This window comes from Sphingomonas sp. P3_C5, assembly GCF_056402635.1.
Genome location: NZ_JBFUHA010000006.1, coordinates 57,710 through 71,734, shown reverse-complemented (window position 1 = coordinate 71,734; position 14,025 = coordinate 57,710). Strand labels below are relative to the sequence as shown.

The following is a 14,025-nucleotide window of genomic DNA, read 5'->3' as shown; positions in this document are numbered from 1 at the left end:
CGCCTGCCCCTTGGTGTCCACGCCATGAACGTCCTTTTCATCGAGGATGATCCGATGAATCGTCGGGTCGTGAAGGATATGCTCGATGTCGCCGGCGCGTCGATGACCGGCGCCGAAAGCGCCGAGCTCGGCCTCAAGCTGGTCGAGGAGCAGGATTTCGACATGATCCTGGTCGATCTGCGGATGCCCGGCATGGACGGGCTCGAGGCGATCCGCCGCATCCGCGCGCGCGGCGATGCCAAGGGCAGCCTGCCGATCATCGTCGTCACAGCCGATACCGCGATCGATCTGCGCGAGCGCTGCCTGACCGAAGGCGCCGACGAGGTGCTGTTCAAGCCGGTCGCGATGGATTCGCTGTTCGACGCCATCGGGCGGATGCTCACCAAGGGCTCGGGCGACGGAATGATCGGCTAGGAGCCCGTTTGGAAATGCGCGAGAAGCGCATTTCGAAGGCGGCACCAGCCCGCTCCCCCACCCGACCTCCCATAGAATATCCTGATTGGGAGGTCGGGTGGGGGAGCGGGCTGGTGCCGCAATGCGCCAAAGGCGCATTCCGAAACAGGTGCACGTGCCTTATCGTCCCGCAGCGGTGCGGGGCGGGGCCATTGTTCAATCCCCTTGTTCTCAATCGGGTTCGACAGGCGCATAGAGCCTCGCGACCCCATGGAGGACGCGGTGACCGAACCCATTCTCGACCATCTCCTCGCCACCATGGACGTGGTGGTTGAGGCGTTTGCGATCTGCGAAGTCAGCAAAGGCCTCCAGCTTGTCGGTGGGCCGAGCCCCGCGATCGAAGTCCATTATGTGCTCTCGGGCACGATGCATCTGATGGTGCCAGGCCAGTCGCCGATCGTCTGCGGACCGGGCAGCGTGGTGCTGATTCCACCCGGCCTCGCCCAGACCATGGCGGCCGATGACCAGCCGGCGCGCGATGTGAGCGCCGCCGAGCATTGCACCATGACCCGCGAGGGGATGATGATGTTCGACGCCACCGCCGGTGTAGGCGCGGCCGATCTGCGCGTGGTGTGCGGGCTGATCATGGCGAGCATCTCCGGGTCGTTCGGCCTGCTCGATGCGGTGACGCGGCCGATCGTCGAGGAGCTGAGCGACGTGCCGATCGTCCGCCAGGGCTTTGCGCTGATGCTCGACGAGATCAGCGCACCGACGCTTGGGTCTCGCGCTCTGATCGCTGCGCTGATGAAGGCGTGCGTGGTGATGCTGCTCCGCCGACACTTTGCGGGCAGCGGCCATGATTTCGGCGTGCTCAGCAGCCTGCGCGATCCGCGGCTCGGGAAAGCCGTCGCAGCGGTGCTCGACAAGCCGGCTGCGCCGCACAGCGTCGCGAGCCTTGCCTGTATCGCAGGGATGAGCCGATCCGCCTTTGCTCGCGAGTTCTCGCATAATCTGGCGATGAGCCCGATGGCCTTTGTTGCGCGCACCCGGCTGCACCACGGCGCTGAACTGCTGCGATCGACGAGAATGCCGGTCAAGCTGATCGCCGCGAGCATCGGTTTTGCCAGCCGCAGCCATTTCAGCCGCGCCTTCGCATCGGCCTATGGCGCTGATCCAAGCCGTTTTCGCGAGGGGGCGCAGGACAAAACACTATCCGTTGGAGATCGACCATGAAGACGCTCGCTGTGCTGACGCTTTCCAGCCTCGCCATCGCATCCTGCGGCAGCTCTGCCAGTAGCGGAAGCATGGCGTCCGCCGCCGAACCCGCCTTTGTCACCAATGCCGATGCGGCGCATCCCGCAGTGGTCGAGCTCTATCAGAGCCAGGGCTGTTCGAGCTGCCCGCCCGCCGATGCCAATGTGAACGCGATCGCCGGGCGACCCGATATCCTCGCACTGAGCTTTGCGGTCACCTATTGGGATCAGCTCGGCTGGAAAGACAGTTTCGGCCAGCCCGCCTTCACTGCCCGCCAATGGGACTATGCCCATGCCGGAGGGCGAAACGAAGTCGCGACGCCGCAGGTGATCATCAACGGCCGCGGCGAGGTGGTTGGCAGCAATGCGGCGCAGCTCGCCGCCGCGATCCGCGCCAACGCCCGCGGAGCGGACGGGCCGTCGATTGCACGGACGGGGTCGCAGGTCGTCATCGGCAAAGCGGCTGCGCGCAAGGCCGCGACGGTGTGGCTGATCCGCTATGACCCGCGGACGATCGCCGTTTCGATACGGGCCGGCGAGAATGGCGGAAAGACCCTGCCGCACCGAAACATCGTCCGCTCGCTCGATGCGCTCGGCACCTGGAGCGGTGCGCAGACGAGCTTTGCCGTTCCGGCGGCTGCAGACCCGCATTATCTCAGCGCGATCCTGGTTCAGGAAGGCAAAGGCGGCCGGATCGTTGCGGCGAGCCGGCTTTAGAAGCCCCATCTCCGGCCGGGGTGCCGATTCAACTGCATCGCCTGATCGGTCATAGATTGCGCACGGGACAGTGCAGAGGCCCGATGGCTCCTTCTCATCGTCGGCATATTGAACGGTCTCCTCCACCGGCACGGTGCGGCCTGGCGGCGCAATTTCCCTGATAATTCCCTGTTATTCCCTGTTCCAGGGCGGTCAAATCTGAAGAGGATTTGCTCAACATATTGTAAAATAATGATAAATATCAAAAATGCAGTCGAGACGGCATCAAGAAAAAAAAGAAATTTCCCTGTTCCGCCGCCGATAACAGGGAAATTCGTCTTAGCCGTGGCCTGCGTCGTCCTGGCTCTTGCGCGGGACTCTGAGCGCCTCTGTCAGCGAGGCGGTGGCGCTGCCGCGGCGGGCTGGCTGGGGCTGTGACGGGGCCGGCGCCCAGCCGGTCAGGAAGATGAGCTAGAAGCGTTCCGCCGTACGGCCGTCCGGATCGGCGCGGTCGGTGCACTTAACTCCTAACGCAGCCCGTTTCCGACAACCATCGCGCAGATCAGTGCACTATCACCGCGATCGTGTGGAGCCCGCCAACGGTTCGAGCTTGACGCAGTCGAACGGTTCATCTGAGGCATGGTCGCCGCTAATGCTGAAAAAAATCAGCGTCGCCAAACACCTGGATCCCTTCTGATGGATCATTCGCGAAAATGTCGAAACGGAGAGATTTTGGGGATACGCCGGTCGCCCGGTAACCGTTTTAATATCGTTCCACTTGAACGTTCGAAACTCATCTTTGTTTTCAAGTTTCGGGAATCTGATAGCGAGAGTTAATGTTTCTCCCTCGGCGCTCCTTATGGATATAGTGCCATGCGAAAGAACAGTTATTTCACGGCCACTGTTAAGCGCGCTATAATCCACAGTACCATCCGGGCTCGCGCCCAGAAAGGCTATATGCGGTGCGGTGTCTTTGGGGCTCATGAACGGCGTCAATATGGGTATCGATGTTGACGCTACACTGAGAAGGGCAATCAAAAGACTTAAAACCGTAGTCATTCCGGCTGTCACTTTAAAATCCCACCGGCGCTCGCGGGAGCATTTCAAACACTTGCTCGCGAGGGCCGGCATTTCGCTGTAGCAGCTCGGGCAGCGATCCATGTTTGGCAAATCGCCGCCCTGCGATCGCCATTGTTCCCGCCATGAATCTTCTGACATAAACGCCCCCAAGACACTCGCATTGTCGAGTTCTGATGCAGCTGGGTGAAGACCAGATAGAAAAAGCACGAAGGTGTCACGGGCAATAACCGCCAATCAGGTTGTGTTTCTGGCGTGTACCCGAGCGTGGGATCTCTACCGCCAGGCGATCGTCGTTCCGTTACCGGCGCGCCTCGATTCAACACGACGGCGGAGTCCGGCAGATCGCGATCGGACCGAGACTCCCGAGGCGCGGCCCTGCTCTTTCTCAGCTTGAATCGCATTGCACAATTGGCTGGCTGATAATCGCCGGAACAGCCAGCATGTCGGCTGTTCGCTGGCTGTTATGCTGGCTGATAGCTGGCTGTTATTCGAAAACAGCCAGAACGCCACAAGCATCTGAAATTAATACACAAATCTGACATCGGCTTTCAAATAACAGCCAGCGAAAAAATGATTACCCTGGAACAGCCAGGAACAGCCAGCAAATCCCCGCTTCTTTCCGAAAGCGAGGCGCCTCCGTCAGCCGTCGCCGGGTGCCTGTTCGGCCTGGTTTCCGCCCGGGCGTTTGAGCGCTTCCGTCAGCGACGCGGTGGCGCTGCCGCGGCGGGCTGGCTGGGGCTGTGACGGGGCCGGCGCCCAGCCGGTCAGGAAGACAAGCTCGAAGCGTTCCGCCGTGCGGCCGTCCGGATCGGCACGGTCCGCGAACAGCGTTGCCGCCCGGGCCAAGGTGTCGCGGCGGAGCGGAGTGCGGCCGACCAGCAGGTTGGTAGCAGCCATGCCGCGCAGGTCGCCCAGCAACCTGCCGAGCGCACCGTAGCGCACCGTGAGGGACTCAACGTCCGCAACCGGCAGCGCGAAGCCGGCGCGGACGAGCAGGTCGCCGGCCGAGCGGACGTCGATCTGGGGGTGGATGCGAGCGGCGGGGCGATCGGCTTCTGCCTCGCGGAGCACCCCGCGCAGGGTCGCGAGCGTGCCGGCCCCGGTAAAGGCGGCGAGGAACAGGCCGTCGGGGCGCAACGCGCGCCGGATCAGGGTCAGTGCACCGGGCAGATCATTGACGCTGTCGAGCACGCCGGCCGAGACGACCAGGTCGAAGGCGCCGGCCGGGAAGGGGAGGTTGTCCTCATCCGCCTGAATGCCGCTCGCCGCCTTAGCAAACACGGCGCCGGCATCGCAGCGTGTGATCCGGGCGCCGGATGGCGGTTGGAACGCGCCGTCGAAGCAGCCGAGATCGAGCACATCCTCGAAGCTGCGGGTGACGGTGTCGAGCCGGTCCTGAATGCCGTCCAGCATCGCCGCGCGAAGGAAATCATGCTCGGCGAACGTCGCGGCGGCGCGGTCGCGGCGCAGGCGGCGGGCTGCACGATCGAAGATATCTGGAACGCTCATCGCGCGGGCTTGTGCCGCCGGATGCGCGGCGCGACAAGGGCGTGTGGCGCGCTTGCTCGCTCCTTTGCGTTTTGCCGCCGATCTCGCGCTGCCGCCGCGCTGCCCGGGCTGTGGCGCTGTCACTGGCGACGACCACCKGTTTTGCGCGGCCTGCTGGAACGAGCTGCGCTTTCTGGCGCCGCCCTGGTGCGCGGCCTGCCATGTGCCCTTCGCTTATGATCGTGGCCCCGACGCACTCTGCGCCACATGCCATGGCAAGCGCCCGCGCCATGCCGGGGTGCGCGCGGCCGTGGCTTATGGCGATGTGGCGAGGACGGTCGCGCTCAGGCTCAAATATGGCGGCCGCACCGCCTTTGCCGAGACGGTCGCGCGACAGATGGTGCGGCTGATGCCGGAGCACGCCGATCTGCTGATCCCGGTGCCGCTCCACCGCTGGCGAATCTGGTCGCGCGGCTTCAACCAGGCCGCGCTGATCGCCCGAGCGCTGACCCGGGCGACCGGTGTGCCGAACGATCCGCTGCTGCTGCGCCGGGTGCGGGCGACACCGTTCCTGCGCGCGATGGGCGCTCGGGCGCGGGCGAGAGCGGTCGCCGGCGCCTTCTTCATCAGCCCCGATGCCCGGGAAAAGCTGCGCGGCAAGGCGGTGGTGTTGATCGACGATATCCACACCAGCGGCGCCACGACCGACGCCTGCACCCGCATCCTGCTCCGCGCCGGCGCGGCGAGTGTGGTGATCCTGTGCTGGGCGCGTGTGCTCGATCCAGCCGCGAACGATTGACAAGCGGGGGCACGCCCCACATTTCTGGGCAATGGCCAAGATCGAAATCTACACCAAAGCCTTTTGCCCCTATTGCACGCGGGCGATGCGCCTGCTCGATGCCAAGGGCGTCGAAGTCGAGGAATTCGACATCAGCATGGGCGGGCCGAAACGCGTCGAGATGCTCGATCGCGCCGGCGGACGCAGCACCGTGCCGCAGATCTTCATCGACGGGAAGCATATCGGCGGCTCGGACGATCTTGCAGCGCTCGATCGGGAGGGCAAGCTGGACGCGCTGCTCACCGCATGAAGATCGCGCTGCTCCAGATGACGAGCGGGATCGACCCCGCCGCCAATGCCCGGGTAATCACCGACGCGATCGCCGAGGCGGCCGCCGGCGGCGCGACGATGCTCTTCACCCCGGAAATGTCCGGCCTGCTCGATCGCGACAAGGCGCGCGCGGCGAGCTCGCTGTTCGCCGAGGCCGACGATCCCGTTCTGGCGGCGGTCCGCGAGGCGGCGGCGACGCACGGCATCTGGGTCCATCTCGGCTCGCTCGCGGTGAAGGAGGAGGGCGGCAAGCTCGCCAATCGCGGCTTCGTGATCGACGCCGAGGGCAATATCCGCGCCCGCTACGACAAGCTCCATCTGTTCGACGTCGATCTGCCGACCGGCGAGAGCTGGCGCGAATCCGCCTCCTATGCACCTGGCCAGGGCGCGGTGGTGGTGGCAACGCCGGCGGGCGGGCTCGGCCTCGCGATCTGCTATGATCTGCGCTTCCCCGACCTGTTCCGAGCGCTGAGCGACGCCGGCGCGACCATCCTCGCGGTTCCCGCCGCCTTCACCCAGCCGACGGGCGCCGCGCACTGGCATATCCTGCTCCGCGCCCGGGCGATCGAGGCAGGTGCCTTTGTCGTCGCGGCGGCACAGACCGGCGTGCATGAGGACGGCCGCGCAACCTATGGACATTCCCTGGTGATCGACCCCTGGGGCGAGGTTCTGCTCGACATGGCCGAGGCGGCCGGCGTGGGTTTTGCCGAGATCGATCCGGCGCGGATCGACGACGTCCGGGCGCGCATCCCGGTCCTGGCGCATCGCCGCGCGATCCCGGCCGTAGCGGCGTTATGATCGTCTTCGATCTGCGGTGCTCCAGCGGCCATGTGTTCGAGGCCTGGTTCGGATCGAGCGATGCCTTCGAGGATCAGCGCGGGCGCGGGCTGTTGTCGTGCCCGATCTGCGGCGCGAGCGATATCGGCAAGGCAGTGATGGCGCCCAATATCGCTGCCAAAGGCAATGCCCAGGCCCCCGCATCCATCGAGACGCTGAGCCCCGCGGTGATGAAGGCGGCGATGCAGGCGCTTGCCCAGGCGCAGCGCAAGGCGCTCGAAAAGTCGGAATGGGTCGGAAGCGCCTTTGCCGACCGCGCACGGGCAATGCATGTCGGCGATGCCGATCCAGCGCCGATCCACGGCCAGGCGACATTGGGGCAGGCGAAGGAGCTGGCGGACGAGGGCGTCGCGATCGCACCGCTGCCGTTCCCGATCGTGCCGCCGGATGCGGTCAACTGAGTGATCTGGTGTGATTGACCCGTGCGGGGCCAATCTCTACCAAGCGCCGCGTGCCCCCGTAGCTCAGCCGGATAGAGCGACGGTTTCCTAAACCGTAGGCCGCGTGTTCGAATCTCGCCGGGGGCACCACCCGCCAGAACAATCGGAACCCATCGACAGGCGTCTCTCGCGTTGATTCAACGTCGAACGAATCCGCTGTAATTGGGGCAGGCCCAAGCCACCAGGAACACGGCTATTGGGCGTGTGAGGGTATGACGATGATTATAGAGAAATGGAAAGTAGAGATCGTGAAAGCGTTCCTGGCCAAGGGCTATCCCGGCTATGCCTTCGCTGCTTTGTGCCTTCTGACGCTGTCCGGGCTGGCATCGGCTTATATGCTCCTGGCCGGTTAGGCAGTGCCGCCGATGCATTGAACCCGCCCGGCCTTTTCGGCAGATCACGGCAATATGGGTGGGTTCCCCTTGGGTCGTGCGCTCGACTGGAACACATCTGGTCGAGAAGCGATATGATCCGCATGACGCGACCTGAAGACGCAGCCGAGGCATTCCAGACAGCCTGGAACAGACACGACATGCAGGCTCTTGGAACATTGTTCCATGAAGATGCCACGTTCGTGAATCGGTTCGGCCATTATGTGCGCGGGGTCGATGAGATCGTCGCCCTGCACGCGCCCATTCACGAGACGATCTACCGCGATTCCACACTCGAAAATGAGGTGATCGATGTAATCCCGATCGCGGACGGGGCTGCAATTATACACTTCTGGAGCCGTCTCACCGTCGGCGCGGTTCACCCGGCGGGGCCGCATGCCATCGACACGCTTATCCTGGCCGTGCTGACCAGGCGCGACGATGGGTGGCGCATCAAGGCGCTCGAGAACGTGACTTTGACAAACCCGCGAACCGGAGAGGCGATATTAAGAAATGAGCCGGGCGCTCCGCGCTAAAGCACGAGGAACAGAGCTCGACGATCTGCCGCCGAGATCCGCATCGGCTTCGAGGTCAGCCGGCTCCCTTGCGACATATCGATAATCGATATATGATTTATCGATAGTCGAGTCGCAGGAGTGAGTAATGCCCAGATACTTCCCCGCCGCGCTGCCGGTTGCGCGCATCCTTCTCAAGCTGTTGGTCGTGCTCAACTGGATTTACGCAGCGGTGGTGCTGGCAATCCTCGCGGGGCTGGTATTCAATGCGGCCTGGACGATGACTGCCCTCGGTTTCGCGCCGACAGATCAGACGGCCGCGCTGATCACGGGCGCGCGGCTGCTCGCGCTGGTCGGCCTCGCAGCGGTGCCGCTCAACCTGATCGTGCTGCGCCGCTTGCTAGAGATGATCGACACGGTCCGCGCCGGCGATCCGTTCGTCGCCCGGAACGCTGAGCGGCTGCAGGTGATCGCGTGGGCCCTGCTCGGCCAGCAGGTCCTCCAACTGCTGGTAAGCCTCATCGCCGGCGTGACCTCCGCGGAGGCGCATGGCCTGCATGTCGGCGCGTTCTCCACCAGCGGATGGCTGGCGGTGATCCTGCTGTTCGTGCTCGCCCGCGTCTTCGCCGAGGGTGCGAACATGCGCGACGACCTTGCCGGGACGGTGTGACCATGATCACCGTCAAGCTCGATGACCTGCTTTACGCCCGCCGGATGACGCTGACCGAGCTCGCTGACCGGGTCGACATCACGCTCGCCAATCTGTCGATCCTCAAGACCGGCAAGGCACGCGCCATTCGCTTTTCGACGCTCGAGGCGATCTGTGCGGCGCTGCAATGCCAGCCAGGCGACCTGCTGCACTTCCAGCCTAATCCCGACGCGCAATAGGCGCGCCGCCCTCTTTTTCTCGAAGGATATTCCAATGACCATGATCGCGGTTACGGCACCGATGCCCAAGGGCGCGGTTGACCGGGAGGTTTCGCTAACCCGCCTCTATGTGTTGCGGGCGACCTATCTGCTGCTGATTGTCGGCCTGGGCGGCTTCATCGTGCCCCAGCTCCTCAGCCATGAGCCGCTCGCCCGCGGTGTGATCCCCAGCCTGTTGGGCGCTATATGGCTGCTCGCGTTCATCGGGCTGCGCTATCCGCTGCAGATGCTCCCACTTCTGATGTTCGAATTCGCGTGGAAGACGGTGTGGCTGCTCGATTTCGGCCTGACTCAATGGTCGACGGGTAACGCGCCCGCCACGTTTCCCGAAGATTTCAAGGCAATCGTCGCCGGGGTGATCCTGATGCCGATCGTCATCCCATGGGGCTATGTGCTGCGGCATTTTGCTCAGCAGCCCGGGGCGCGGTGGCGGTGAGCTGAGCCACCTGTTCGAAACGCTGTCCGGCTTGAAGTAGAAGCCTGTAAGTGCCTGTCTGACAAGCAGCCAAAGGACTCAATGATTGTTCTGGTGAGGGGAGGAGCCAGCCTGTGACCCAGGGGCCGCTCGAGGGCATCGCCACCGCATGGTGACGATGCCCCGGCGGACATCACGCCTTGACGTGCTGTGCGATATACTTGTTCATCTCGAACATCGTGCACGACTTGCGGCCGAACACCTTTTCCAGCTTCGCGTCGGCGAGGATCTCGCGCTTGTTGGCTGGGTTCTGCAGATTGTTCGCCTTGATGTAATCCCACACCTTGCTGATCACCTGGCTGCGCGGGAGCTTGTCGTTGCCGACGATCGCGCCCAGCTCGGGGGAGGGCTGTACCGGAGCATGGATGCCGCCGGTCTTGGTCGGTGCAGTCGCCATAAATTTTCCTTCCTGATGTGTCGTTCATGCCGACATCGGTTTCACGCCTCCTGGGACGTGCCACGCTTGTGCGCCGCCTTTTCGGCGTTGTCACGCCTACAATGCGCCGTTTCACACCTTGAAATGGCCCTTCTGACCGCTTTGGGCGAAGAAAAACCCCCGGTGCGGGCACCGGGGGCTGAAAAAGGGGGCAGGGCAGGCGACCCGCCCTGCATATCGATCAGAACTTGAAGCCCGCCGAGACGCCATAGCGGCGCGGCTCGAGGGTGAAGATGTTGGTGAACAGGCCGGTCGAGGCGTCAGTGACATACTGGCCGGTGATGGCATTGTTGGCGGTGAGGTTCTGCACGAAGCCGCGCAGATACCATTTCTCCTGAGGACCGTTCAGCGTCAGCGAGAGGTTGACGATTTCATAGCCCTTGATCTTGTCGATAGGCCGATTGAAGCTGCGCGAGAAATACTCGCCCGTGTAAGTGAGATCGGCACGGCTGACGAGCGTCATGCCGCTGCTGCCGATATCCATGGTGTGCTGAGCGCCCGCCGAGAACTTCCAGGTCGGTGCATTGGGTAGCTGGTGGCCCGACAGATCGACCGCCACGCCATCGGGAAGGCCCGTCACAGCCCCCGCTGCGTTGGTGGAGGTGAAGAAGGGCAGCGGACCCGTCGGTGTCCCGAACAACGCGCGCAGACCCGCCGACGGGTTGGCGATCGCTGCCGCCAGGCTGCCGCAGATCGAATAGGCGCCAGTGGTATTGGTGCCCGGGACTGGGGTTGGTGCCTGCAGGCCGATTGCGCTGTTGAACGCAGCGACCAGTGTGTTCGCGCCCACCGCATTGCCAGCCGTGGTCGGCCGTACGACGCAGTTCGAGGCGTTGGTGATATCCTTGATGATCACCGTGTCCGAACGGCCGCCCGAGGGATCGCGGGTATCGACCAGCGAGAAGTCCTTGATCTTGGTCTTCAGATAGCTGGCCGAGAGATTGACCATGAAATGCCGCTCGGGCCGGATGACCGCCTCGACTTCGGCGCCGTAGATGTCGGCGTTGGTATTGTCGTTGAACGAGGTCTTGTTGAGGATGCGGCTGAGCTGCAGATCCTTGTATTTATAATAGAATACGCTCGCATTGAGGCGCAGCGAGCCGTTCATGAAGGTGTTCTTGGTGCCGAGTTCGAACGCATCGATGCTTTCCGGGCGGAACGTCGCCGGCGCGGAGAACACCGAGGGATCGAACGGCGGATTGATGCCGCCCGATTTATAGCCGCGCGAATAGGACAGATAGATCAGTGAATTGTCGCTGGGCTTGTAATCGAGCACAACGCGGCCGGTTACGCGGCCGAACTGGACGCTGGCGTTGCGATACATCTGGTTGCCCGCCGTGCCGGCATCCGCGTCGAACGCGACGGCATAAGGTGACGAGAAGACGTTGGTCGAGCCATAGGGCACGAGCACGCTGAGCAGCGGACTGCGATCGCTGACGAACTTCTGGTCATGCGAATAGCGCGCGCCGATCGTCAGCTTCCATTTCGGAGAGAACTGGAAATAGGTCTCGCCAAACAGGCCGTAGGATTTCAGCTGATAGCGCTGTGTCTCGCTGTTGAAAAAGCCTGGTCCGACATAAGTGGAGCCGGCGGGAGCGCCCGCAGCGAGGCCCTTGGCATAGCCGATGATGTCCGCGGCGTAGCTGCCGAGACCGGGCGACACATAATAATCGCCATCGGTGACGCCGGTCAGGTAAATGCCGCCGATCAGGAAGTTGAACATCCCGTCGAAATGCGAGTTGAGATGCGCTTCAGCCGACCAGCCTTCAGACTTGCTGCGCGATTCGTCATAGTTGAGCGGGCTGCTGCTGCAGCCATAGGTATGGCCGCCAAATACGCCGGTATAGCTGCGATCGACTGCGGAGGTGCAGAGCTGGCCGGCGGAATTGAACACCCGCGCCCGACCTGTGGCGAAAGGCGAACCCGGTGCCGCAGCGGCGCCCAGGAAGGTATTGAGGCCGACATTGGTCGCAAGCGAGTTCGGCGTGTTGAGGAAGTAGCCGGCGGTCGAGTCGACGCGCGACCGGTTATAGCCGCCAATCACCGAGAGCGACATCTGGCCGAAATCCTGGTCGATCCGACCCTGGATGTTGAGCTCATCCGAGAAATAGGTCGGGCTCACATTGGAATTCACGGTGCGCAGGTCGGTCGGCACCGTGATGCCGTTGAAGCCATCGGCGCCGTAGAGGCTTCGAACGCCAAAGGGCACGAGCGACGGGCTGAGCGCAATGCCGAAGAATTCGCGAGACGTGAGGATGTCCTGGAACACCGCGTTCGCATTGACCGTGTCGAACCCAAGCCGATCAGGTGCGCAGCCAAGGATCCCGGTCGGGTCGCGGTGGCAGAGCTGCTTCTGAATCCGCGAGCGGTTGTCCTTTTCGTGGAAATAGGAACCCATCAGGTCGACTGTGGTCGAGCTGCTCGGCTGCCAGCGGATCGAGCCACGGACCTGGTACAGGTCGCGCCCGTCGATCTGCGAGTTATCAAAGGTGTTGTTGGTATAGCCGTCGCGCTTCAGATACAGGCCGGCGAAGCGCACGCCCAGGGTGTCGCCGAGCGGCACGTTGAGGACGCCGGTGGCCTTTTTCGAGTTGTAATTGCCATATTCGGCTGATGCGGAGGCGTGAATGCCAGTGAGATCAGGCCTGGCGGTAATGAAGTTGACGACGCCCGAGGTCGCGTTGCGGCCGAACAATGTGCCCTGCGGCCCGCGCAACACTTCGACTCGCTCCATGTCGAGATATTCGGTTTCGAACAGTCGCGTCGCGGGCGCGGGCACGTCGTTGATGTGGATGCCGGTCGCTGCATCGCACGAGAAACCGGTGCAGAGATCGCCGATGCCGCGGATCGTGAAGCTCGACGCGGTGAAGTTCGTCTTGGTATAGCTGATGTTCGGCAGGCTGAGCTGGAGATCCAGCGAATTGTGGATCTGCTGGACCTCGAGCGCCTTGCCGGTAAAGGCCGAGACCGAGATCGGGACGTCCTGGAGCCGCTCGGAGGTGCGCTGCGCCGTCACGACGATATCGTCGCCGCCGCTCTGGTCCTCGGCGGGCGCCGCTGCCGTCGTCTGCTCGGGCGGTGCCTCTTGGGCGAGCGCCGGATTGACGTAGAATAGTGCGATTGCCGACGCTGCGAGCAGTTCGAACTTCTTCATGATGCATCCCCTATGGAGTACGCCCGTCAATCTGAGCTGACTGAGCGTTGTTTCGTAATTTCGGTATGCGAATTTAGCGTCCGCTGGAATCACCCGTCAATGGCGTAATCGCAGGAATCCTGCGGGGTTGCGCAGTTGTTGCCCAAATGAGACAGTTTCGAAATAGAACTCAATCGGGCAAAGCGCCGCTTGCCGTAACGTCGCGACCGAATCGACAACAAGGAAATGAGTATGGATGTTGGCCATGGTGAACCCGAGGATGGTGACATCGTCGCGGCATCGCCGAAGATTCCCGTGCCCGAAGACGTTGCGGAGGCGATACGGACGCTGATTCGCTGGTCCGGCGACGACCCCGCCCGCGAGGGATTGATCGACACGCCGCAGCGGGTGGCGCGCGCCTGGAAGGAATATTGCGCCGGCTATGCCGATGACCCCGCAATGCACCTCTCGCGAATCTTCGAGGAGGTCGGCGGCTATGATGAAATCGTGCTGCTGAAGGACATTCCGTTCCAGTCGCACTGCGAGCACCATATGGCGCCGATCATCGGCAAGGCCTCGATCGCCTATCTGCCGAGCAACTGGGTGGTGGGCATATCGAAGCTCGCGCGCGTGCTCCACGCCTATGCCCGCCGGCTGCAGATCCAGGAGCGGCTGACCGCGGAGGTCGCCAATTGCATCTGGGACAACCTCAAGCCGGTCGGGGTCGCGGTGGTGATCGAGGCGAGCCACGCCTGCATGACCGCGCGCGGGGTGCGCACACCGGGCGTCAACATGGTGACGAGCCGGATGATGGGCGTGTTCCGCGAGGACGACCGCAGCCGCAAGGAAGTGCTCGCGCTGATGGGCTATTGA

Annotated in this window: 17 protein-coding genes, 1 tRNA gene and 1 pseudogene; 14 read left to right on the top strand and 5 right to left on the bottom strand. The window is 63.3% G+C overall.

Translation table 11 applies throughout. From position 1 onward, the window contains the following. Positions 1-24 precede the first annotated feature (24 nt). The 3 genes from AC1DVS_RS15890 (at position 25) to AC1DVS_RS15880 (ending at position 2,363) form a co-directional block, all read left to right on the top strand. Positions 25-414 (top strand): response regulator, encoded by a 390-nt coding sequence (locus AC1DVS_RS15890; RefSeq protein WP_478024585.1) that lies wholly within the window; start codon positions 25-27, stop codon positions 412-414. A gap of 261 nt (positions 415-675) precedes the next feature. Beyond that, the gene (locus AC1DVS_RS15885) at positions 676-1,626 is read left to right on the top strand and encodes a helix-turn-helix domain-containing protein (RefSeq protein ID WP_478024583.1); all 951 of its coding nucleotides are present in this window, start codon (positions 676-678) and stop codon (positions 1,624-1,626) included. Further along, positions 1,623-2,363, top strand: coding sequence for a DUF1223 domain-containing protein (locus AC1DVS_RS15880; RefSeq protein WP_478024581.1), 741 nt, complete (start codon positions 1,623-1,625; stop codon positions 2,361-2,363). Before AC1DVS_RS15885 ends, AC1DVS_RS15880 begins: the two co-directional genes overlap by 4 nt. Positions 2,364-2,681: 318 nt before the next feature. On the opposite strand, the pseudogene AC1DVS_RS15875 reads toward AC1DVS_RS15880, so the two are convergent. The 3 genes and pseudogenes from AC1DVS_RS15875 to AC1DVS_RS15865 form a co-directional block, all read right to left on the bottom strand. Next, positions 2,682-2,852 (bottom strand): annotated as a pseudogene (locus AC1DVS_RS15875) (SAM-dependent methyltransferase); the annotation flags it as partial. A gap of 63 nt (positions 2,853-2,915) precedes the next feature. Beyond that, a complete protein-coding gene (locus AC1DVS_RS15870) occupies positions 2,916-3,656 on the bottom strand; it encodes a hypothetical protein (protein ID WP_478024580.1) in 741 nt (246 codons plus the stop codon). Between the two features lie 405 nt (positions 3,657-4,061). Further along, positions 4,062-4,931, bottom strand: coding sequence for a class I SAM-dependent methyltransferase (locus AC1DVS_RS15865; RefSeq protein ID WP_478024578.1), 870 nt, complete (start codon positions 4,929-4,931; stop codon positions 4,062-4,064). Between the two features lie 43 nt (positions 4,932-4,974). Here AC1DVS_RS15865 and AC1DVS_RS15860 point away from each other — a divergent pair, with 43 nt between their 5' ends. From AC1DVS_RS15860 to AC1DVS_RS15815, 10 genes are all read left to right on the top strand, one after another. Further along, positions 4,975-5,709 (top strand): double zinc ribbon domain-containing protein, encoded by a 735-nt coding sequence (locus tag AC1DVS_RS15860; protein WP_478024576.1) that lies wholly within the window; start codon positions 4,975-4,977, stop codon positions 5,707-5,709. A gap of 31 nt (positions 5,710-5,740) precedes the next feature. Beyond that, complete coding sequence (grxC, locus tag AC1DVS_RS15855) at positions 5,741-5,998, top strand: glutaredoxin 3 (RefSeq protein ID WP_478024575.1); 258 nt, start codon at positions 5,741-5,743, stop codon at positions 5,996-5,998. Then, the gene (locus tag AC1DVS_RS15850; RefSeq protein ID WP_478024574.1) at positions 5,995-6,816 is read left to right on the top strand and encodes a carbon-nitrogen hydrolase family protein; all 822 of its coding nucleotides are present in this window, start codon (positions 5,995-5,997) and stop codon (positions 6,814-6,816) included. The genes grxC and AC1DVS_RS15850 overlap by 4 nt, the downstream gene beginning before the upstream one ends. Next, positions 6,813-7,256 (top strand): DUF1178 family protein, encoded by a 444-nt coding sequence (locus AC1DVS_RS15845; protein ID WP_478024572.1) that lies wholly within the window; start codon positions 6,813-6,815, stop codon positions 7,254-7,256. The genes AC1DVS_RS15850 and AC1DVS_RS15845 overlap by 4 nt, the downstream gene beginning before the upstream one ends. Before the next feature lie 52 nt (positions 7,257-7,308). Next, positions 7,309-7,385 (top strand) — tRNA-Arg (locus tag AC1DVS_RS15840). A 122-nt stretch (positions 7,386-7,507) separates the two neighbouring features. Further along, positions 7,508-7,648, top strand: a complete 141-nt coding sequence (locus AC1DVS_RS15835) for a hypothetical protein (RefSeq protein ID WP_478024571.1) — start codon at positions 7,508-7,510, stop codon at positions 7,646-7,648. Between the two features lie 113 nt (positions 7,649-7,761). Further along, positions 7,762-8,202 (top strand): SgcJ/EcaC family oxidoreductase, encoded by a 441-nt coding sequence (locus tag AC1DVS_RS15830; RefSeq protein WP_478024570.1) that lies wholly within the window; start codon positions 7,762-7,764, stop codon positions 8,200-8,202. A gap of 127 nt (positions 8,203-8,329) precedes the next feature. Next, positions 8,330-8,851: a DUF2975 domain-containing protein gene (locus tag AC1DVS_RS15825; RefSeq protein ID WP_478024568.1), complete on the top strand. Its 522-nt coding sequence runs from the start codon at positions 8,330-8,332 to the stop codon at positions 8,849-8,851. 2 nt (positions 8,852-8,853) lie between these two features. Next, entirely contained in the window at positions 8,854-9,069 is a 216-nt protein-coding gene (locus AC1DVS_RS15820) for a helix-turn-helix domain-containing protein (protein WP_478024567.1), read from the top strand. Between the two features lie 34 nt (positions 9,070-9,103). Continuing rightward, positions 9,104-9,544: a hypothetical protein gene (locus AC1DVS_RS15815; RefSeq protein WP_478024566.1), complete on the top strand. Its 441-nt coding sequence runs from the start codon at positions 9,104-9,106 to the stop codon at positions 9,542-9,544. Between the two features lie 172 nt (positions 9,545-9,716). Here AC1DVS_RS15815 and AC1DVS_RS15810 read toward each other — a convergent pair whose 3' ends face one another. Further along, positions 9,717-9,980: an SWIB/MDM2 domain-containing protein gene (locus tag AC1DVS_RS15810; protein ID WP_299906850.1), complete on the bottom strand. Its 264-nt coding sequence runs from the start codon at positions 9,978-9,980 to the stop codon at positions 9,717-9,719. A gap of 220 nt (positions 9,981-10,200) precedes the next feature. Beyond that, positions 10,201-13,173, bottom strand: coding sequence for a TonB-dependent receptor (locus AC1DVS_RS15805; RefSeq protein WP_478024564.1), 2,973 nt, complete (start codon positions 13,171-13,173; stop codon positions 10,201-10,203). 225 nt (positions 13,174-13,398) lie between these two features. Here AC1DVS_RS15805 and folE point away from each other — a divergent pair, with 225 nt between their 5' ends. Next, entirely contained in the window at positions 13,399-14,025 is a 627-nt protein-coding gene (gene folE, locus AC1DVS_RS15800; protein ID WP_478024563.1) for a GTP cyclohydrolase I FolE, read from the top strand.